21 protein-coding genes and 1 pseudogene are annotated in these 19086 nt (G+C 58.5%); 8 read left to right on the forward strand and 14 right to left on the reverse strand.

The window, feature by feature from the left end:
• Nucleotides 1–4: 4 nt before the first annotated feature.
• From VG146_02045 to VG146_02060, 4 genes are read right to left on the reverse strand one after another with little or no spacing between them, the layout of a single operon-like run.
• Nucleotides 5–646: a hypothetical protein gene (locus VG146_02045; protein HEV2391125.1), complete on the reverse strand. Its 642-nt coding sequence runs from the start codon at nt 644–646 to the stop codon at nt 5–7.
• Nucleotides 634–1578 carry an ABC transporter permease subunit gene (locus VG146_02050; protein ID HEV2391126.1) on the reverse strand — a complete coding sequence of 315 codons (945 nt, stop codon included), beginning with the start codon at nt 1576–1578 and terminating at the stop codon, nt 634–636. The genes VG146_02045 and VG146_02050 overlap by 13 nt, the downstream gene beginning before the upstream one ends.
• Nucleotides 1550–3280, reverse strand: coding sequence for an ABC transporter permease subunit (locus tag VG146_02055; GenBank protein ID HEV2391127.1), 1731 nt, complete (start codon nt 3278–3280; stop codon nt 1550–1552). The genes VG146_02050 and VG146_02055 overlap by 29 nt, the downstream gene beginning before the upstream one ends.
• Before the next feature lie 16 nt (nt 3281–3296).
• On the reverse strand, nt 3297–3677 hold the full coding sequence (locus tag VG146_02060) for a hypothetical protein (protein HEV2391128.1): 381 nt from the start codon (nt 3675–3677) through the stop codon (nt 3297–3299).
• A 92-nt stretch (nt 3678–3769) separates the two neighbouring features.
• Here VG146_02060 and VG146_02065 point away from each other — a divergent pair, with 92 nt between their 5' ends.
• From VG146_02065 to VG146_02075, 3 genes are all read left to right on the forward strand, one after another.
• On the forward strand, nt 3770–4135 hold the full coding sequence (locus VG146_02065) for a rhodanese-like domain-containing protein (protein HEV2391129.1): 366 nt from the start codon (nt 3770–3772) through the stop codon (nt 4133–4135).
• A 211-nt stretch (nt 4136–4346) separates the two neighbouring features.
• Entirely contained in the window at nt 4347–5090 is a 744-nt protein-coding gene (locus VG146_02070) for a formylglycine-generating enzyme family protein (GenBank protein HEV2391130.1), read from the forward strand.
• Nucleotides 5091–5420: 330 nt separating this feature from the next.
• A complete protein-coding gene (locus VG146_02075) occupies nt 5421–5735 on the forward strand; it encodes a YggT family protein (GenBank protein HEV2391131.1) in 315 nt (104 codons plus the stop codon).
• Between the two features lie 68 nt (nt 5736–5803).
• On the opposite strand, the gene VG146_02080 is transcribed toward VG146_02075, so the two are convergent.
• The 5 genes from VG146_02080 to VG146_02100 all read right to left on the reverse strand — a co-directional run bounded on the left by VG146_02080 (nt 5804) and on the right by VG146_02100 (nt 9641).
• A complete protein-coding gene (locus VG146_02080) occupies nt 5804–6427 on the reverse strand; it encodes a hypothetical protein (protein ID HEV2391132.1) in 624 nt (207 codons plus the stop codon).
• 273 nt (nt 6428–6700) lie between these two features.
• A complete protein-coding gene (locus VG146_02085; GenBank protein HEV2391133.1) occupies nt 6701–7939 on the reverse strand; it encodes an anion transporter in 1239 nt (412 codons plus the stop codon).
• Nucleotides 7936–8733, reverse strand: coding sequence for an imidazole glycerol phosphate synthase subunit HisF (gene hisF / locus VG146_02090; protein HEV2391134.1), 798 nt, complete (start codon nt 8731–8733; stop codon nt 7936–7938). The genes VG146_02085 and hisF overlap by 4 nt, the downstream gene beginning before the upstream one ends.
• A 124-nt stretch (nt 8734–8857) precedes the next feature.
• The gene (locus VG146_02095; GenBank protein HEV2391135.1) at nt 8858–9259 is read right to left on the reverse strand and encodes a response regulator; all 402 of its coding nucleotides are present in this window, start codon (nt 9257–9259) and stop codon (nt 8858–8860) included.
• A 226-nt stretch (nt 9260–9485) separates the two neighbouring features.
• On the reverse strand, nt 9486–9641 hold the full coding sequence (locus VG146_02100; protein ID HEV2391136.1) for a hypothetical protein: 156 nt from the start codon (nt 9639–9641) through the stop codon (nt 9486–9488).
• Between the two features lie 336 nt (nt 9642–9977).
• Here VG146_02100 and VG146_02105 point away from each other — a divergent pair, with 336 nt between their 5' ends.
• Nucleotides 9978–11528: a putative Ig domain-containing protein gene (locus VG146_02105; protein HEV2391137.1), complete on the forward strand. Its 1551-nt coding sequence runs from the start codon at nt 9978–9980 to the stop codon at nt 11526–11528.
• 172 nt (nt 11529–11700) lie between these two features.
• Here the strand turns inward: VG146_02105 and VG146_02110 are convergent, their stop codons facing one another.
• Both VG146_02110 and VG146_02115 read right to left on the reverse strand, forming a co-directional pair.
• Nucleotides 11701–12006: a hypothetical protein gene (locus VG146_02110; protein ID HEV2391138.1), complete on the reverse strand. Its 306-nt coding sequence runs from the start codon at nt 12004–12006 to the stop codon at nt 11701–11703.
• Nucleotides 12003–12536, reverse strand: coding sequence for a DUF6036 family nucleotidyltransferase (locus tag VG146_02115; protein ID HEV2391139.1), 534 nt, complete (start codon nt 12534–12536; stop codon nt 12003–12005). Before VG146_02115 ends, VG146_02110 begins: the two co-directional genes overlap by 4 nt.
• Nucleotides 12537–12673: 137 nt before the next feature.
• Here VG146_02115 and VG146_02120 point away from each other — a divergent pair, with 137 nt between their 5' ends.
• The 3 genes and pseudogenes from VG146_02120 to VG146_02130 all read left to right on the forward strand — a co-directional run bounded on the left by VG146_02120 (nt 12674) and on the right by VG146_02130 (nt 16050).
• Nucleotides 12674–14083, forward strand: coding sequence for a Gfo/Idh/MocA family oxidoreductase (locus VG146_02120; protein HEV2391140.1), 1410 nt, complete (start codon nt 12674–12676; stop codon nt 14081–14083).
• A complete protein-coding gene (locus tag VG146_02125; protein ID HEV2391141.1) occupies nt 14080–15126 on the forward strand; it encodes a DUF6807 family protein in 1047 nt (348 codons plus the stop codon). The genes VG146_02120 and VG146_02125 overlap by 4 nt, the downstream gene beginning before the upstream one ends.
• 54 nt (nt 15127–15180) lie before the next feature.
• Nucleotides 15181–16050, forward strand: a pseudogene (locus VG146_02130) (sugar phosphate isomerase/epimerase).
• On the opposite strand, the gene VG146_02135 reads toward VG146_02130, so the two are convergent.
• On the reverse strand, nt 16043–16498 hold the full coding sequence (locus VG146_02135; GenBank protein HEV2391142.1) for a response regulator: 456 nt from the start codon (nt 16496–16498) through the stop codon (nt 16043–16045). The pseudogene VG146_02130 and the gene VG146_02135 sit on opposite strands and share 8 nt — an antisense overlap.
• 221 nt (nt 16499–16719) lie before the next feature.
• On the opposite strand from VG146_02135, the gene VG146_02140 reads away from it, so the two are divergent.
• Nucleotides 16720–17709 carry a YihY/virulence factor BrkB family protein gene (locus tag VG146_02140; GenBank protein HEV2391143.1) on the forward strand — a complete coding sequence of 330 codons (990 nt, stop codon included), beginning with the start codon at nt 16720–16722 and terminating at the stop codon, nt 17707–17709.
• 24 nt (nt 17710–17733) lie between these two features.
• Here VG146_02140 and VG146_02145 read toward each other — a convergent pair whose 3' ends face one another.
• Together VG146_02145 and VG146_02150 are read right to left on the reverse strand one after the other, a co-directional pair.
• On the reverse strand, nt 17734–18105 hold the full coding sequence (locus VG146_02145; protein ID HEV2391144.1) for a DUF423 domain-containing protein: 372 nt from the start codon (nt 18103–18105) through the stop codon (nt 17734–17736).
• A 21-nt stretch (nt 18106–18126) separates the two neighbouring features.
• The gene (locus tag VG146_02150) at nt 18127–19023 is read right to left on the reverse strand and encodes a serine protease (protein HEV2391145.1); all 897 of its coding nucleotides are present in this window, start codon (nt 19021–19023) and stop codon (nt 18127–18129) included.
• Nucleotides 19024–19086 lie beyond the last annotated feature (63 nt).

A 19086-nucleotide genomic window follows, 5' to 3' on the forward strand; every position in this document is an offset into this window, starting at 1 on the left:
ACTCCTAGATTACAGGTTGCGTTCGGTTTGGAACAACAATGTTTGATTGGTATTGCTGTGCGACGACTTGACGAATGTCCAAATGCATCCGGCTGCTGCCCCAGATGATAAAGACGATGTCCGCGAGAATATCGAGCAGACAAAAGGAGAGAATCGAAGGCAGCACCAGCACAAACAAAATCGTCAGGGCGGAGGCGAGGCTGGGTTTTTTGGTGGTCAGGGCGAGGGCCATGCCAACCCAGCAAACCGCCAAAGAATCCATTACCATCCGGACCAGATAAACCCCACCGCCGAATGAACTGAAGAGAATCTCAGGGGCCGCGTCGAAATTCAGAGTAGAAACTGCTTGAATCAGGCGGACGCTTGCAGGCGTCAGCAGCAGGATTGCAAAGGCGGCAAACGGCCATCGAAAGTTTTCCCATAGGGCCTGAATTTGGCCGCGGACGATCTCGCGATCGGAGAGCGGGGTGCACAAGAGCAATTCCAGCGCTCCATCGCGGCGGCCGTCGGAAAAGAAGCGGCAGGCTTGCAAGGCGATGAGCGCTTTCAGAGCAAACCCAAATGGCTTGGCGGCGTAGGAGGCGAATAACCAGTTTGCGGCTGTGCCCCCGGTTGCCAGCAGGCCCCATGCGACTACAAGGCCCAACCCTGCGACAACAGCCCAGGCCTCCAGCGGTTCTCTCCTCCTGCCCGCAAGAGCCAGAGGACCGGGTTTTTGCCGTGCAAGGCAGGTCGAGTGCGAGTTGCTCTTGGGGCGGTTCTGCTGCCCCGTTTGAAGCGGCTTCGGAATAATGTGGTAAAACCCAGGCCGCTGGTGTTCTCCAGCGAAATATAAGGCACAAGCCCACTGGCCCCGGCCAGAAAAGACCAGCCAAGGAGGTTTGAGATAAGTAACGCACTCGAAAACGCCCGTGGTTGCCGGGGATAAAAATTCCCGGCTGAATAATGGAAAGCATAGAAAGGGCTAACCCAGGCTGGATGGATGCGATGGGCGAGTTGGCCGGGCATTCTGGTTCCGGCGAGCAGGGGCAGGACGGCGCCGAACAAGAGCACAACAAACAGGGCGCCGAGCATGGCGCGCTCGGAATGACGCATGAAAGTGGAGACGAACATGCCGGCTGCCAGAGAAAAGAAAAGCGTGTTCAGCAGGGCCAGCGCCATGCGCCAGAATTCGGACCCGGTCACCCCTCCCAGCAGCAGCGGAAAAGCGGTTACCGGCAGGAGCGCGAGCAAACAGTAAAAAGCATTGAGCGAAGTGGCCATGAGTTTTCCCAGCACGATGTCATAGCCCTTCAAATCAGTGAGAAACAACAGGCCCAGCGTCCCCTCGCGGCGCTCCTGGCTCAGAGCATCCGACGTGAGATAGCCGCCAGCCAGCAGGCAAAGGACGAAGGCATAAAAAGTAAGCATTTCGAATAGAATCTGACCGACCTTCCGTCCGCTGATGAAGGATGCCCCTATCAAAGAAATGCCTCCGTACACGATTGCCCACAGTGCGGTCCACCAGCGGACTCGGAAGGTGCTTCGACGCCGGGACGCCGCGCGAAGCTCACGTTGCGCTATTGGGAGGAATGTCACGGGAGAGGGCGGCTCGGCGATTTGCGGTGAGAGGGATTTGCGGAGCTTGCCCGGAGTCAGGGGCGGTTCGCTGGAGCAGCCTTTCCCAAAAGCCAGGCGAGTAACGCTGCTGGGCGGCCAGGCGGAACTCAGTGAGAAGTTTCTGCCGGGCATAAGCGGCAAAGCCAAAATCTGCGGCCAGGCCCAGTATGAACCACAGAGCCAGGAAGAAGTGCCAGGAAACGTCTGGTGGCGGCGAACCGTTCATCTGGCTCACAGCGCCGATGAGGATGACCAGGGCAATGCCCGCCCAGGGGCACAGGAGAATCCTGGCCAGGCTCTGGCTGGCGGCGCGCGCGGCGTTTTTAGCGGTCAGCCCCTGCCACATCGCCACCCAATAGAGCGCGGCCAAATCGGTCACCAGCATCAACATGCCCGCCACCCAAACCGAGACCCACAACCCGCGCTCATCATCGATCACCAGATCGGGCAGACCAGCCCGCACAAAGACGCATTCGATGCACAACACAGCCAGCACTGGGCCAAGAAATTGCCGTTGCAGCGCCAGGGCCTGGCCGGCCAAAATCTCCCGCACGCTCAGAGGGGTTGAGAGCAGCAGTTCGAGCGTGCCCGCTCTGCGCTCCTCCGCCAGGGTGCGGGCGGCCTCTGCCGCAAAGGCTGATTTGATGAAGAAATTCAGAAGCAGACCGGTGGTCAGATAGACCCCTTCATTGAGCCAGTCGCGCCTGAACTTGGCCAGGCCCCATAGCCAGCCGCAGCCAAAGAGGGCGAGAACTGCCCAGATGGAGAGGGGCCTGAGGCGAATGCGGGCGGCAAGCCACAGGAAGGCATTGGTATCGAGCAACCGCTTGCGAAAGGCCAAGCGCTGAGCCATCTCGCCGTAGGCCCACTGTTGCCACCATTCTCGCCAGCGCGCGCCAAAGGTTTTGGCGCTTCTTTCCTGCCAGCAATGGGGCGCGATGAGACTGGCAGCCAGCAGGCACAGCCAACCCATCCCATGGACAACCAGCATGGAATACAAAAACTGGTCTGGCCGGGTTCGATAAAACCCCGCAAAAGCCAGATTGAAACTGTAGGCCGGGCTTGGCAGAAGGAACAACTCCGGGACAGAAGGCGCTCTGGTATGGGCGATCCACATCGCGCCGAGAGCCGGCGCGGCGGCAGTGGGCAGCAACAAAAGGACCAGGGTCAGGGCCGAGGCTCGTTGGGCCGACCGGCTTAAAGTCGAGACCAGGATGCCAACCGCAAGGGAGAAGAAAAGCGTGTTGAGGATAACCAGGGCGAGCCGAGCCACTTCACCCGCCGTGATGCCTCCTATCAACAGCGGGATGCCCAGCATCGGCACCGCAGCCAGCAGGGCGTAACATGCGTTTAGCGAATTGGCCGCCAGTTTCCCTAAAACCACGTCGTAACCCTTGAGATCGGTTAAAAATAAGAGACCTAACGTTCCTTCGCGCTTTTCCTCGCTGAGACAATCCGCCGTTGAACGCAGCCCGCTGAAGAGGGCAAAGAGGCCGGCGCTGCCGGTCAGAACAGTCAAAAGTCCCTTCCCCAGGTCGCGCGAGGGGCCGCTTTGCATCACCAGGAAAAGCCAGGCTCCGGCGATGATCACCGCCAGGGCCGCCGCGCTGCGCAGCCAATAAGTCCCTCGCCGCCTGGCGGCGACGCGCAATTCACGGGCCACAATAGGCAGGAAACTCATTCGAGCCGAGGGCCCTTTACCTGTCCCTCACTTCGTCTCCAACATTGGCATCCCCGGCCACGAGGTCTCCCACCACATTATCGTCCATTTGCGGTCCGGTGACTTTGACTTCACCGACCTTCAGGCCAAGGCGGTACACATTGAGCCGCTCATCCAGAACAGGCAGATGCCCAATCGGGAAATTCAACACGACGAAACGGTCCGTGGAATTGACGCGCACGACCTTTCCTGTCAGGCCGGTCTCCGGGGTGATGATGAGTTTTTGATTCGAGGCGGCGTCTGAATAAGGGGAGGAAGGGAGCGAGGCGAAGCCCGCCTGCGTTTGAGCCGGCCTATTGTGCGCGCAGCCTGCGAGCATCAGGCTGCCCAGGACCATCACCGAGAGCAAGATTCGCATACTGCAGTAAAGTCCGCTCACCCAAAGAGGTCAACAAGCAATGTGCCGAGAATGAGTTTGATCCTTTGCTGCAGAGGATTAGTTTCTGTGCCATGGAACATGCACCCGGGTTTCTGAAGATCGTCAATGAAGAGCGGCCTTACGTCAAAGAGATCACCGTCGAACAAGCGCGTGAGCGATTGGCCAGGAATCCTCAAGCGCTGCTCATCGATGTGCGTGAGGACGCCGAATGGGAGAAGGGCCATGCCGCCCAAGCGATGCATTTAGGCAAAGGCGTTCTGGAACGGGACATCGAAGCGGCTGTTCCCGGCAGCGACCGGGAAATCATCATGTATTGCGGAGGCGGCTATCGCTCGGTGTTAACGGCGGCCATGGCCCAGCGAATGGGCTATCGAAATGTCTATTCGCTCATAGGCGGCTATAAGGCGCTCGTGAAAGAAAAATGGCCAATGGCCTAGGGAGGACAATCCGAGTCGCAGCTTCGCGATGATGCGTTGCCGGAGTTCTCGCGGGGCCAGCACTCGAACGTGTGGCACCCAGGAGAGCACCCAGCGGGCTAGCTCCTTGCGGCTCGAAGTCTCCAGCCGCAACTCGAGGCTGCCGTTGCGCCGCTGCCGGGGTGCCGGTTGGCTTTATGGTTGTCTCATCAATGGCGGAAAATGCTCGAAAATGCGCCCGGGCACAGAAAAACCAATTCTCCTTCACCCGCGCAGCGTACAAAACAATTCGCGTGCCAAAAAGCAGCCGGGCACGTTCACGATGGGCAGCCCTCCGAACGAGGCGGAGCGGAATTCCGACGAGGTCCAGCACAGGGTGACCATCAGCCGGGGGTTTTGGATGGAAAAGTATTTGGTGACCCAAGGGGATTATCTCTCCCTCATGGCGACCAATCCGAGTTATTTCACGTCCGCCAATGGATATTCGAATGATTTGACTCGCCCGGTGGAGACGGTAAGTTGGTATGATGCGAGCAATTATTGTGTGTTGCGGACGCAGCAAGAGCGGGCGGGGGGCCTGATTCCCTCAAATTATGTGTATCGGCTGCCGACGGAATCGGAGTGGGAGTATGCGGATCGGGCGGGAACGACGACGGCGTTCTATCTGGGGAGTGGACTGTACTCGGGACTACCCGGACTGGTGGTTCAACGTCAACGGCTTCCGCGTCCTGCTGATCTCAGGTCAGCCGTGAACGGGAACGGTCAGGCGGAATCGGGGCTCAGCGAAAATCAATCCCACCGCGATTTGTGCCTGGCGATGTTGTTCACAAACAATCCTTTTACTTCTGGCCTTCTCGCTGCCCCAAGGAACGCAACCGCTGGTCTCCACCGCCCACGATCTTGCCCTCTCGGGTTCGTGTTCGCCCGTCCGATTGCGGGAATGGCCTTGGAGATTGGCTCGATATTGACGGGGTAATTGGATGCCGTGGACCCCGCTTGATTATATGCCTCCAGCCACTGGCACAACCGCTTTACTTGATACACGGGCTCATGCGAGCCGAAGGTTTGCCAGATGATTATGCCGAGAAAGGCTGTCAGGCAAAGCGCCACGCGCACCTTAGCACGGCGACTCATTAGTGTTTTCTCTGCCTGGCCCGTTTGGTCTCGATCTGCCGGGGGCTTCGGCGCGTAAGCTACTGGTTACACTGCATAGCGAAGGGTGCCGGACCGTGTACTGTAGCAGTGTTTAGTCCAACACACCAAGCTGTAAAAAGCAGCTTAAACAAAACAGACCTAAAATATATTTATGTTTAGAATTCTAAGGGCTTTTATTAACGTTGTCTTGAGCATTGTCGCACTACTGTTAACTTTCAGATTGATATTTAAGTTTTTGGTAGTTAATACAGGCACGCCGTTCGTTGCCTGGCTTTATGGTGTCACAGCGCCGCTTGTAGCGCCATTCTCTAAAATTCTTCCGAATTGGAAGTTTTCAGGTTTCGTGGTTGATTTTGCTACCGTTGCAGCGCTTATCGTGTTTGCTTTAGCCGGATCATTGCTTCTGATGCTTTTTCCCTATTCTCGTAGAGTGGCTGTAACAGATGGTGTGCCCACTAATGTCTAGCGAGGCGGAGTCAATTCCTTTCAATTCGTTCCAGAAGCACCGACGGCAGCGGAACGGATGTTGCACCTTCAAACCTTCGGATCGTCGTGACGGGCGGCGCTGGTGTGGTTTGTCCAAACCGCGCGCATCGTTAATTCAGCGTCTTCGAGAACCGTCACCTCACGGCGATAGGCATCCTGGCCGGCCTTCCTCATTTCCACAACATGCGCGCCGGTACCGAGTTTAATTCGAGCCGGGGCGTTGCCCACAAAAAGGCCGTCAACGAAAAGCTCGCACAATCCGTCCTCCGCTTCAATGTTGAGGGTGCCGTGTTTCGAGTTCGCTTTCGGCCCGTTGGCGGCGGTGTGGTCAGAAGCAAGTGAATCGGTTGGGCGCATTGAGCCGCCATCCTGGGGGGCGTTAGTCGCCGCCGGCTTAGGCCTGGAACGGTCGGCTTTGATTAACGTGAGTCGCGAAGGCAGCGGCTCGGGGGGAGCGGTTTTGCGAAAACTCGCCAGCCACTCGGTCTCCTCGCGTTGCAAGCGCCGCTGGCGGTAGCTGTCCCAGATCAGAAACGTGACCCCCACCATACCGAGGGCAGCCACGTAGGCCAGCGGCTCGGTCGCCAGGCGCTTGACCGGCTCAGGCAACCGCGACAGCAGGGCGGCTTGCACAGGCAAAAGAGGCAACAATCTTGAAATTGGATCAATCATCACACTAATAAACAATGGCACCATGGACTCTTTATCCTGAAACCGGGCAGCGGTCCATACGAAAAGCGATGTTCCGTGTTGGTGGCTGAAACCGTTGAAAACGGTTTCAGCCGTGCTGCGCCGCCAGCGGCACAGTAAAAGCGCCTAAGCGTGGGGCAAGGCAAAGGGCCTCCTCTCCCCGGCCCTCTCCTCCAAGTGAGGAGAGGGGGACAGACTGTCAGTCAGCCCAACCGGCAGTACCGCCGCGCTTCAGCGCGCTTGCACTGGCATTTGTCACTGGCACATCAATAGGACCATCCCAACCAGCATCGTCAGGATTGTGACCGGAATCCCGTAGCGGGCATAATCCCAAAACCCAAACTCGATGCGCGCCCGGGCGCTTTCCAGGACGATGATGTTGGCCACTGAACCCAGAATCGTAAGGTTCCCGGCAAAGGTTGTCGCCAGGGCCATCACCTTCCACATTAAAACCGGTTGCACAAAATGGTGAATCCACTCTCCCGCCACCAGCACGAACGGGACATTGGAGAATAGGTTCGAGCCGAGCACCGAAAACCATGCCAGATTCCACCCTTGGCTGGCCGGTGAAGCGCCGAAGACACCTTGAATTCTCTCAAAAAGTTGATTGGGCAGGCCTGTTCCGCTGAGTCCTTCAACCACGACAAAGAGCGCCGCGAAAAACACCAGCAAATGCCAATCAATCAACTTGAGCACCTCATGGGTGTCGCGCCGGGCCAAAACCATCAGCAATACGCCGCTCCCCAGCGCCGTCCAGGGGAGATTCAATCCAGCAATAAATCCGGCGAAGGCGAGAACCAGGATGGCAAAGGTCAGCCCGAGCAAGCGGCGGTCGAGCGGCCGTGTTTGCGGTTCGGGCCGATGAATGAGAGGTTCACCCAGCACCTTTCGGAAGCCGATGCGCAACACGCCGTACTCGATTGCCAACCCTGCGACGGCTACCGGCGCCATTGAGGCCGAGAAACGCAGAAACGGAATGCGGGAAAGATGCCCGATAATCATATTTTGCGGGTTGCCCACGAGAGTGGCGACGCTGCCCAGATTGGCGCTCATGGCCAAGGCCAGAAGGTAGGGCGGCAGCGGCAGTTTGCCTGAGAGCACCACGGCGATGACCAACGGGGTGAGCATGAGGCAAACCGTATCATTGACCAGCAATGCCGAAAGTCCGCCCGAGACGCAGATCAAATAGACCAGCAGCTCGTTGGGCGTCCTGGCCCGGAGCAAAATCCAATCCGCTGCCCAGTCGAAGAAACCGGCCAGGTACAGGTAAGCCGAAACGAGCATCATGCCCAGCAGCAACACCAGGGTATCGTAATCGACGGCCTGATAGGCCTGTTCTGGAGTCATCACGCCGCAGCCGACCATCAGCACCGTTCCCATGAGCGCCGCCGCTGGCCGGTTCACTGGCAGGATATTCAGGCGCCGCCCGCTGATGAGCAGGTACGTGAGGCAAAAAATCGCCGCCGCAACGAGCTCTTTGGCTTGCGGATTCACAAAGGCTCGTGCCGGGCCCCAGTGAGCCTTACCGGGATGCCCCTTTTGGACAGGAATGCCTTCACCTCCTGGACCGTGTGCTGGCCGAAATGAAAGATGCTGGCCGCAAGCACCGCATCGGCCCTGCCCTCGAGCAGAACCGCAGCCATGTGCTCCAGTTGGCCGGCCCCGCCGCTGGCAACCACCGGCACCCCCACGGCTTCACTGACGCGCCGCGTAATCTCCAGGTCGAACCCTGCCTTGGTTCCATCGGCATCGATGCTGTTGAGAACAATTTCACCGGCCCCCAATGAAACGGCGCGCTGGGCCCATTCGACCGCTTCCAAACCTGTGGCCTTGCGCCCTCCGTGTGAAAAAACCTCCCACCGGCCCTGCCCTGCCCGTTTGGCGTCAATCGAAATGACGATGCATTGGCTGCCGAACTTTTCGGCCCCAGCCCGGATGAGGTCCGGGTTGGCCAAGGCCGAGGAGTTGATGCTGATTTTATCGGCGCCCGCCCGGAGCATGGCGTACATGTCTTCGACCGAGCGCAGCCCTCCGCCAACTGTAAGCGGCATGAAACATTGGTCGGCGGTGCGTTCGATAACATCGACCATGGCAGCGCGGCCATGGGCGCTGGCCGTGATGTCGAAAAAAACCATTTCGTCAGCGCCTTGTTCATTATAGCGCATGGCCAGCGCCACGGGGTCGCCCACGTTGCGCAGCTCCCCGGCCTCTGCCTTGCCAAACTGGACGCCACGCGTGACCTGGCCCGCATGGACATCAAGGCAGGGGATGACCCGTTTAGCTATCATACGGCCAAATAAAAGCCGTTAGAATGGCCGCGTGCAATAGGGAAGTCTGAGGGCATGTTTCGAAAAATGCCCGCTGGCATCCTCCGGGTTGTCGTCGTCCTACTCGAAAAGGCGGGTCCGCAGTTCAGCGGCTAGTTGACCCGGGTGTTGCCGTACCAGGACTGGTAGGCTGCGTTGCCTGGCTCAAGGCGACCGCCAACTCTTCGACGGAAAATGGCTTATACAAAATCGAGACAGCGCCCAGATGCTGGGCAACCCGCAGGAGCGGGCCCCCGGCAGGTTTGCCCGAGATGGCGATGATGCCCAGCCGGGGCGCAATTTTGCGAAGCCCGATGATCGTCTCCAAGCCATCCTGGTTGGGCATGTAAAGATCAGTGATGACCAAATCCAGGTGGCCTTGCATCGCCAGTTTCATTCCCTCCTGGCCGTCGGCGGCGAGAACCACCTCATGCCCAAGGGCGCGAAGCATCTTTTCCAGGACAACCCGGAAGGGCGCTTCATCGTCAATTGCCAGAATTCGAGCCATAGTTAATCAGTGAGGTCGATTGTATCTTTTTGGCTTACAAAGGCTAACCATTTCGCGAGGTTTTGTTTACATAAATTGTTCCAGGCTCCTGCCAACAAGGCAGGAGCGGGCATTTCACTCGTGGAGCGTTGGGACGAAACCCAGGCGCGCCGCCTCTTTGGCCTTCGGACTTTGGCGGTGATAGCCAACCACAAACAGACCTCCACATAAGACGTGCAGGAGAATCTTATCCGGCAAATCGGCAAATCGGCAGCAACGCCATCCCAGGTTTGGGAATGGTCACCTGATGCTGAAGATTGCTGTAGTTGAGGGTGGGGGAGATGCCAATCTGCGTCCATTTACCCGAAATCAGGCTTGGGGCTTGCTCCAAAACAAAACTCATAGACGGCACAGTCCAAGTCAGGGAAAGATTGTTAGCCAACGAGGATGCATTCAGTAAAGGCGTTGGTATCGTCTGCCGAGTGTAAATGAGGCCAGTCCATCCAGCCTGGACCCCCACTGCTCCTATCAGCTTGAAACCATCGGCAGAACAGGCCGCCGGAACTCCAGTTCGTGCTTGGAGCGCTCGATTGCCTCTCTGCTCGTAAGCATGGCAGCCTTGGCCCGGGCATAAGCCTCCTCACTCTAAAGTCAATGCTTAATCAGGCTTTATGGGCTTCAGGGGAAAAATCACCGACTGATCTTGACACCAAGGGTCTAGTGAACTTATGCCTCGCTGGTGAAATTTAATTCGTTTGCCCTCCTCATGGTTCTTCCGGCGATAGCCGTTTCTCAATTCAATTTGCTCGCTTCGGAAACTGGCGAGCAACCTCACGAAGCAGCCGTCATTCTGACCCCAAAGCCGCCCGCCACACCGCGCATCAATGGCGCGCGGCTCTTCGGCGTTCGGCCCAATCACCCTTTCTTGTTCACTATTCCTGCGACTGGCGAGCGGCCAATGCAATTCGCAGCGGATAACCTCCCAAACGGGCTTAGCATTGACCCTGCCTCCGGCCAGATTACCGGCGCTATTAAGCTGCCCGGCGCCTATACCGTCGTGTTGCGCGCCTCAAACCACCTTGGCAGAGCGAAACGCAAACTCAAAATCGTTAGCGGCGATGGCCTTGCATTGACTCCGCACATGGGCTGGAACAGTTGGTATGTGTGGGAAAGCCGGGTTACTGACAAAATCATGCGCGAGGCGGCTGACGCGATGGTCAGCAGCGGCCTGATCAATCACGGTTACCAATACATCAATATTGACGATTGCTGGGCGGTCAAACCCGGCGCAACTGACCCCTCGCTCGGTGGCGCGCCACGCGATGCGCAAGGCAGGGTCAATCCCAACGCCCGTTTCCCCGATATGAAGGCCCTCACCGATTACATCCATTCCAAGGGCCTCAAGGCCGGCATTTACACATCGCCCGGCCCGCTGACCTGCGCGGGCCACGTCGGGGCCTATCAGCACGAGGAATTGGACGCCGAGCGTTTCACCGACTGGGGCTTCGATTTCCTCAAGTACGATTGGTGTTCCTACGGCCAAATCGCGAAAGACAACAGCCTGGCGGAATTGCAAAAGCCATATCGAGTGATGAGCGAGATACTGAGGCGGCAAGACCGCGACATCGTGTTCAATCTTTGCCAGTATGGCATGGGCAAAGTTTGGACCTGGGGCAAAGAGGTTGGAGGAAACAGTTGGCGCACAGCGGGTGATCTGGGCGGTTCATTTGAAGGAATTCCCGTGGCGTTGTTTCGCGACGGTTTTGATGTCTGTACGCGAAACCAATTGGACAGGTTCGCAGGCCCTGGGGCCTGGAACGATCCCGATTACCTCCTGCTGGGCTTTCTAAGCAACTGGAAAGGACAAACCGCTCCCACCCCGCTGACGCCCAATGAACAATACACCCAAGTCTCTCTCTGGTGCCTGCAGGCCGCCCCGCTGATCTTCAGCGGAGACCTCACGCGGCTGGATGACTTCACCCTCAGCCTGTTAAGCAATGACGAGGTGATCGCTGTGGACCAGGACTCCCTGGCCAGGCCGGGCAGGAGGGCCAGCCTCGACGAAGGCGGCGAGGTCTGGGCCAAAGACATGGAGGACGGCACGAAAGCCGTCGGGCTCTTTAACCGCGGAGAATCTGAAAGGACCGTGAGAGCCAAATGGGCAGACCTCGGTTTAAGGGGCAAACACGCCGTGCGCGATCTGTGGCGCCAGCAAGACCTGGGAAAATTCAGCGCGGAATTTCACGCTACTGTTCCCCGCCACGGTGTGGTGCTGGTTTTAGTGAAATAGGCGAATGGGACATGCGGTTGTGTGTGGTTAGCGACCCAGAGGCGGCGCGCCCGGGCTTCGTCCCTGCGCTGCATAAGTTAGATGCCCGGTGCGGCCTTGTTGCGCCAATGCCCGCGCCGCCTCTATGTCTCTCACCGTCAATGGTCGTTGAGCGACTTTTGGCTTGCGCCTGTTATGGCTTAGATTCGCTTTGTTCCCGCTCCAAGGCGCGCGCGAAACTCACAATGCGCCGGATCAAACCATTATAATAGGAGTGCGCGCCTGCCCCAAGGCGTTCTTCAATACGAGCATAAAGCTGGTGTTCGTATGGACCAGGGAATCGCGGCGTCGGGACTCGAATCCCCAGCCGCCTCAACCTTGGGGCCGCGATCAGAACCAGCAATGCACAGTCGGTCCTCTGGTCCTGGGACAGGTCCTTGAGCCCCTCTCGCACCAGGTCTTCACCCGGCATCGTACCTATAGGATTGACTGGGTTCATTCACTCGCGGCGTTGGCAAGAAAATCCTGGACCTTCTTGCTGAACTGTCTCGAATCGATGGCCGGGAACCGCACCAGACCCGGCTCGATTTGAGCAAAGCTCCTCCTCAAATCTTCGCTTGTTACATACCCTCCACGAATTAGGCTCGCCACATCTTCCAGGTCCTGTGAATGGCCGCGTTCCAGCTTGGCAAGGGCCTGCAGAGAGAAATCGTAATGAAAAAATTCCACCGGTCCAATCGAAGCGATAGGGCGGCTGCGTTCCCGCCAATCGGGCGCGGCCGGAATGAAATTATCGGGAGAGGCGAGTTCGACATTCACATCGAGCTGGTTTTTCAGGAGCGCAATGGCCTCAAAAGCCCCCTGAGGCTCAGGGTCCAGCTTCAGGTCGATGTCGATTGTCTGTTGGCGAAAGCCGAGGAGCAATGCCGTCGCGCCGCCCGTGAAGTAAACCTTTCCCGGGCTGCGCGCGGCCGCCGCGAGTTCATGCATGAACTGTTTGAGCGTTTCGACGGTGACGCTTCGCCTCATGTCCCGCAGCATATAGGTCTTGCGCGTGTTCTTTCAAGCGCCGCGCTTCATGCGGCCTAAGTTTAGCTTTTGCCAAAATTGGTGTAGCCAGGCCTTGGCTTGGGTCTATTCAATCTCTTGACCAAAATGACTGCCCTATGACTTCATTCGAGACTGTGCCACACAAAGAGCTTACCCGCCGCCGCTTCATCCGTGGCACGGCTGCCGCTGCCTTGGCGGCATCGGCGTTTCCCGCGATGATGCCAGGCTCGGCCCTGGGCCAGAACGGCGCTGTCGCACCGAGCAACCGCCTGAGCGTGGGGGTGATCGGCTGCGGGCCGCAGGGCAGGGGAGACATGAGCGGCTTTCTCAACGAGAAAGATTGCCAGGTGGTGGCCGTATGTGACGTCAAATCCGACCAACTCGATGTGGCGCGGCATGCGGTCAACCGGCATTACGACAATAAGGATTGCCAAACCTATCATGACTTTAGGGAACTAGTCATGCGCAAGGACATCGATGCCTGCCTGATCGCCACCCCTGACCACTGGCATGTCCTGACGGCGCTGGCGGCCGTAAATTCCGGCAAGGACATCTACCTGGAGAAACCGCTGGCGGTCTCGCTGGAAGAGGGGCAGGTCCTGCGCAAGGCCGTCCGCAAGCAGAAGAGAATCTTCCAATTCGGGACGCAGCAACGCTCCGGGCCGATGTTTTGGCGAGCCTGTGAACTGGTGCGCAATGGCCGGATTGGCAAGCTGCGACACATCAATGTTTGGGCGCCGGGCAGCTCCCCGGGAGGTTCGGTCAAAGAGAGCACCCCGCCCCCTGGACTGGATTATGACTTCTGGCTCGGCCAGGCCCCCATGACGCCGTACACCCAAGACCGATGCATTGACGATTCGAACCGGAAGACCTGGTGGTTTATTTCCGACTACACGCTGGGCTTTGTCTCCGGCTGGGGCGTTCATCCACTGGACATCGCTCTTTGGGGCGGCGGCGAACTGCTCGGCGGGACCGTCGAGGTCGAAGGGCGCGGCACCTTTCGCAACACCGAAGGGGTGTGCGACACCGCCACGGTCTGGGAGGTGGATTATAAATTCAGCAGCGGCGTGACAATGAAATTCATCGGCGTTCCGAACGGGCACAATCAAGGAATGCCGACGGGTGATCCGTGGCTCTATCAGGATGAATGGAAGACGCGTTACCGGCGCATCGAAAGCCACGGCACGGCCTTCGAGGGGAGTGATGGTTGGGCGCACATCGACAGGAGCGGGATTAACCTTCAGCCGGAGGACCTCATCGATGTGAACCCAGATAGCTTGGAGGTGTCCCTGGTTCACAGTCCGGGCCACGTCCGTAACTTCCTGGATTGCATGAAGAGTCGAAAGGACACCGTCTGCCCCGTTGAGGCAGCAGTGGCGGTGGACACGCTTTGCCACCTTGCGGATGCGGCCATGCGGTTGGAGCGCCGGCTGACGTTCGATCTCAAAGCGGAGCGTTTTATCCATGATGAAGCGGCCAACCAACGGCTCAAAGCGCGCCCCATGCGCAAACCGTGGCATTTATGATGGATAAAGTTGTCAGAATCGCTCGGTTCTGCGCGGCGATGGCGCTGATGGCTTCGGTGGCGGCCGCGCAGGGCGTCCCCGCACCCGGCGCCGAAACTTTTCGTGTGCTGGCCGCGGGCAAAACATCCGCCGATTTTTCCCCAAACTCTCTCCCAGCCACCAACCTCGCTTGGACCCGGGGAGCCGAGTCCCTCGCCCTGGTGCAGGCCGAAAAGATTGTCTGGCAATTTAACTACGGCGCCGTCGCGGCCAAACCCTTCTTCCATCCGGTGGCGGTGGCAGGAGGACCGGTGTTGACCTGCGACCGGCCACCGGGCCACACCTGGCACCACGCCTTATGGTTTTCGTGGAAATTCATCGATGGTGTCAATTATTGGGAGGAGGACCCGAAGACCGGCGTGGCGGCGGGACTGACGACCTGGCGCGAACCGCAGATTGAAACGCGCCCCGATTTCTCCGCCCGCATCGCGATGGACCTCAGCTACCACCTTCCCGGTCAGCCGCCGGTCATGACCGAGCATCGCGTGATTGAGGTCTCGCCGGCGGACAAGAATGGCGCTTATTCGCAGGACTGGACGATGACATTCCGTGCCGCGGACAAAGACGTGGTTCTGAACCGCACGCCCCTGCCCGGTGAATCGGGCGGGCAACCCTGGGGCGGCTACGCCGGCTTGTCGGTCCGGTTCGCAAATGAGATCAAAGACGCCCGCGCCCTCACGCCGCGCGAACAGGTGGGCTTTGCTGAGGGAAAGTATCGCGGAAAAGCGGCGGCGATGGACTACACCGGAATTTTTGAAGGCCGGGAAGCGGGCATTGCCATTTTCGATGTGGCCGCCAACCTCAACAGCCCCTCGCCGTGGTATGCCATCAGCGATAGCTCGATGCATTATTTCAGCCCGGCGGTCATCCAGGATGGGCCGCATACGCTCCCAGCGGGCCAGAGCTTCACGTTGCGTTACCGGGTGGCGATTCATCCGGGACGCTGGAGCCTGCAGCAGTTGCGCCAGGCGGCGGACCAGTACGCGACGGCCAGGAGCAAATAAACCTTTAACACCAACCAGAAAGGAAACATGGGCAGGATCAAGCTCGGCATCAACATGGAATTTGTTCGCCACGAGGACAAGAATTTCGACTGGGGGGTTGCGAAAGCCGCGCAGCTTGGCTATGAATTTGTCGAGCCGATGCTGCACTGGGGCCGCGAGTTGCTCAGCGAGGCGGGTTACTTTCACAGCGTTTCCATTCTCGACGACCCTCTCCGGATCAAACGCGCCTGCGAGCGGCATCAGATCAAACTATCCGGCTTTTCCGCGCACACCCCGTTGTGCAAGCCGGAAATCAGCGTGGAATATCTCAAGCAGGCCATTCGCTTCGCCGCCGAATGCGGTGCTCCAGTTGTCAACACTGACGAAGGCCCAAAACCAGCCTGGACCACCGAGGCGGAGGACCACGTCTTAATGCGCTACACCCTGTTCGAGGCGGCGCAGGTTGCCGAACCGCGCGGCATCCTTATTGGCCTCGAACCGCACCAATAATATAGCAAACATCCCGACGGGCTTGATCGCATTTACCGGCTGGTGCAGAGTCCCGCTCTCGGCATCAATTTCGACACCGGCAACAGTTATTTGTGCGGACATGACCCTTGCGAGTGGCTGGAAAGGGTTCTCGACCGTTTGGTCCATTTACATGCCAAGGACATCTCGGTGGAGCAGTCCGCCAGCGACCGCGGCAAAATCACCGGCACACCCGTCGGCTGCGCCTGCGGCGACGGAGTCATTGACTGGGCGCGTGTCATTCGCATCTGCCGGAAGGCAAAGCGGGACGTGGTGTTCTCGGTGGAGTGCGGGACCGTGGAACAAGCCGAGCGCTCATTCAGGCATCTGACGAAATTGATGGCGGAGCCTGGCGCCGCCGGGGAAGCCGTTTTGCAGAAAAGTTTGGCGGCCATCGCCGCCCGCTCTTTCACTTAGCAGAGGCCTCCGGCGTTTCCGCGTGCTCGGACCAATAAATCCCCAGCATCCGGATGCGGTCTCTGAACCGAGTCCACTCGATAGGCTTGGTCATGTAAGAATTGACCCCCAACGCATAGGCTCGCTTGATGTCCTCTTGCAGCGGCGAGGACGACATCACCACCACCGGGATGACCCGCTGCTCGGTCGCCGCCTCGGAGCGGAGCCACTCCAGAAAATCGAACCCGCTCATCCCAGGCATCTTCAAATCCAGCAAAATCACATTCGGCACCGGAAACTTCGCGCGGTCCGCATATTGGCCTTCGCCTCTCAAGTATCGGACGGCGTTTCTGCCGTCAGTGACAATGCGCAGGCCCAGGTAGGCCGGGGCTTGCTTGAATTCGCGCTCGACGAAGAACGCGTCATTGGGGTCGTCCTCGACGAGCAGGAAGTAGGTTGGTTTAGCCATAAAAGAGCGCGCTCACCTGGTATTGGTCACTATCGCACAGAAAACGGGCTGCTGCCACGCAGGACCCACCCCTGGCGCTATTTTGGCGATAATGAGCCTTGAAATTCAAAAATTGGGGACAACACCCGCCCAAATTACGGCTGCGGCCCGTTGCTGCCACATCTGGCCCCGAGTACCTTATGAAGGGAGACTTGTTCTTGGTATTTTACTTCGTTTTTGCTATGAACCTAAAATCGGTCTGGGGCCTTTTCAAAGAGACAATAAACGAGTTCAACCAGGACCGTGTCCTGCGCCTGGCTGCTGCCACGGCTTATTATGCGATTTTTTCCATCGGTCCGTTGCTGGTGCTGGTAGCCGGGCTGGGCGGATTGATCTTCGGCCAGGCGCGGGTGAGAATTGAAGTGACGCGGCAGGTGGGGTCCTTTGTGGGCCCAAAATCCGCCGAGGTCATCGATTCGATGATGAGCGCGCAATTGATGCACGGCAGCCGCATGGCCACTCTCATCGGAGCAGTGGTCCTGTTCCTGGGCGCTACAGGGGCCTTTGGACAGTTGCAGGATTCGCTGAATACCATTTGGGGAGTGACGACCAAACCCGGCCAAAGCATCGTCGCCTTTATCCGCGACCGTTTTTTCTCGCTGGCAATGGTGTTGGTGATCGCGTTCCTGCTTTTGGTTTCAATGGCCTTAACGGCTTTCGTGAATATTTTTGCCAAGTACCTTGCCACTCTTATCTCAGTGCCGCCCTGGTTGGCCCCGGTGTTCAACGCGGTTCTCTCTGTCGCCACAACGGCTCTCCTGTTTGCCTTGATATTCAAGATTCTGCCCGATGTGAAGATTCGCTGGCGTCACGTTCGTGACGGGGCCATCGGCACAGCCCTGCTTTTCGCCGGCGGGCAACATCTCCTGGCCCTTTATCTGAAGCATGAAACCAGTGCCGCCGCGTATGGGGCCGGCAGCGCGTTTATGGCCATCCTTCTCTATGTCTATTACTCTTCGGTGATTCTTTATCTGGGCGCCGAGTTCACTCAGGTGTACGCCAGGTTCTATGGCTCTCGACTCGAGCCCAGCAAGTACGCCATCCGCATTACGGACCACGAACGCGCCGAACAAGGAATGCCAACCAATGAGCAAATTGAGCGGGCCGCCCGCCGTAACACACAACCCGCCCAAGGTGCAAAGCCCGGCACAGCGCGCCCAGGCAGCCGTTAGGACGCTCCAGACTCTCCACGCCGATTACATCGGGGCGGCTTTGCCCGAGGGACAAATCATTAAGCAAGCCCAACCGGCGATGAAGCTGATGCCACCTACAGGGGTGATCATCCCGAGCCAGCGCAGATTGGTCAGCGCCAGCAGGTAGAGCGAGCCGGAAAAGATGACGATGCCGGCCAAAAACAGCCACCATGGGCCACGCCGCAAAGGGGTGTGTTCGGCCAGGATGAACAGCATGACGGCATGGATGAAATGGTAAAAGACGGCCTTCTCCCAGATAGCGGCGGTCTGGTTGCGTTCCAGGAGTGGGCGCAAGCTATGCGCGCCGAATGCCCCGAGGCCAACGGCCATCAACCCGAAGGCGGCTGCCAGGCGCAAGGCGGTTGAGTTGGTCATAATGATTCGCGGGCTTTGGTTCTATTTAGTCTCAACAGGCGCCTCTTTCTTTTCGCCGGCAGCGGGGGTTTCTTTCTCTTTCTTTTCGCTGGCTGGCGGGGCTTGTTTGGCTGCCTTGAGGATGTCCTCGGCGGGTATGATGATTGCCGTGATGTTCGCTTGCTGCGGGCTTAGAATCCCCATACCGCCCCCGCCGTGGTTTTTCAATGCGCGCATGACAAAGACGCCCAGGACCTTGCCGTCCAGGGTGAACGCCGGACAGCCCAGGGCCGTCATGGTCAGGGAGTTCTCGGGGACGTAAAAGAGGCGGGGCCGTTCGACAATGGCGGCGATGCGCTCGACCGAGGCGGAGTAGGCGCGGCCAGCGGCGTTGCCAAGCCGGTTGAGGGTGATGACCTGATCGAGCAACCCGGCCTTGGCGTTTTGGGCCAGGTCGAGAGCGATGAAGGGATTGGCCGGAGGGGCCTTGGGCCGCACAAAGGCAAGGTCCAGGTCCCGGTCACGCAGGACCACCTCGGCAGGTATTTCGCTGCCGTCGTCCAGGAGAATCTTAATATCACTGAGCTCAGTCTCCATTTTGAACTTCGAATCGTCATCCGACATGCCTGACATCATGCTTTGGATCATCTGCCCGGGGTCAGTGGCGGCGAGCGATAGAACAACGAGGCCGGAAGGGTCGAGCACCGTGCCAGTCACATCCTGGCGCGATTCGTTGGCCTGGCCGCCCATGCCGCCCATGGAAAACTTGCTTTTGACGACCAATTGGACAGTGACCACGGCGTGCTGGTTTGCTTTGAAAATGGCCCTGCCCTTCTCCGCCAACTCATCGGCGAGGGCCGGGCCACCGGCAAAAGCCATGAAAGCGGCCAATAGCATCGGCAGCCGGCAATACGGAAACAGCCGTGGAGTTCGAGTCATAGGATTCCTTTTATTTTGTGATTGCTCAATTCATTAGACACTCGGAGACGAGGCATTCCCCGC

This window comes from Verrucomicrobiia bacterium, assembly GCA_035946615.1.
In the GTDB taxonomy this organism is placed as follows: domain Bacteria; phylum Verrucomicrobiota; class Verrucomicrobiia; order Limisphaerales; family UBA8199; genus DASYZB01.

Bases quoted from the DNA above. Each gene is read 5' to 3' on its own strand.
- VG146_02055 (HEV2391127.1), bottom strand. From the start codon at position 3,280: ATGAGTTTCCTGCCTATTGTGGCCCGTGAATTGCGCGTCGCCGCCAGG.
- VG146_02060 (HEV2391128.1), bottom strand. From the start codon at position 3,677: ATGCGAATCTTGCTCTCGGTGATGGTCCTGGGCAGCCTGATGCTCGCA.
- VG146_02065 (HEV2391129.1), top strand. From the start codon at position 3,770: ATGGAACATGCACCCGGGTTTCTGAAGATCGTCAATGAAGAGCGGCCT.
- VG146_02070 (HEV2391130.1), top strand. From the start codon at position 4,347: ATGCGCCCGGGCACAGAAAAACCAATTCTCCTTCACCCGCGCAGCGTA.
- VG146_02075 (HEV2391131.1), top strand. From the start codon at position 5,421: ATGTTTAGAATTCTAAGGGCTTTTATTAACGTTGTCTTGAGCATTGTC.
- VG146_02080 (HEV2391132.1), bottom strand. From the start codon at position 6,427: ATGATTGATCCAATTTCAAGATTGTTGCCTCTTTTGCCTGTGCAAGCC.
- hisF (HEV2391134.1), bottom strand. From the start codon at position 8,733: ATGATAGCTAAACGGGTCATCCCCTGCCTTGATGTCCATGCGGGCCAG.
- VG146_02095 (HEV2391135.1), bottom strand. From the start codon at position 9,259: ATGGCTCGAATTCTGGCAATTGACGATGAAGCGCCCTTCCGGGTTGTC.
- VG146_02100 (HEV2391136.1), bottom strand. From the start codon at position 9,641: ATGAGTTTTGTTTTGGAGCAAGCCCCAAGCCTGATTTCGGGTAAATGG.
- VG146_02110 (HEV2391138.1), bottom strand. From the start codon at position 12,006: ATGAACCCAGTCAATCCTATAGGTACGATGCCGGGTGAAGACCTGGTG.
- VG146_02115 (HEV2391139.1), bottom strand. From the start codon at position 12,536: ATGAGGCGAAGCGTCACCGTCGAAACGCTCAAACAGTTCATGCATGAA.
- VG146_02120 (HEV2391140.1), top strand. From the start codon at position 12,674: ATGACTTCATTCGAGACTGTGCCACACAAAGAGCTTACCCGCCGCCGC.
- VG146_02125 (HEV2391141.1), top strand. From the start codon at position 14,080: ATGATGGATAAAGTTGTCAGAATCGCTCGGTTCTGCGCGGCGATGGCG.
- VG146_02135 (HEV2391142.1), bottom strand. From the start codon at position 16,498: ATGGCTAAACCAACCTACTTCCTGCTCGTCGAGGACGACCCCAATGAC.
- VG146_02140 (HEV2391143.1), top strand. From the start codon at position 16,720: ATGAACCTAAAATCGGTCTGGGGCCTTTTCAAAGAGACAATAAACGAG.
- VG146_02145 (HEV2391144.1), bottom strand. From the start codon at position 18,105: ATGACCAACTCAACCGCCTTGCGCCTGGCAGCCGCCTTCGGGTTGATG.
- VG146_02150 (HEV2391145.1), bottom strand. From the start codon at position 19,023: ATGACTCGAACTCCACGGCTGTTTCCGTATTGCCGGCTGCCGATGCTA.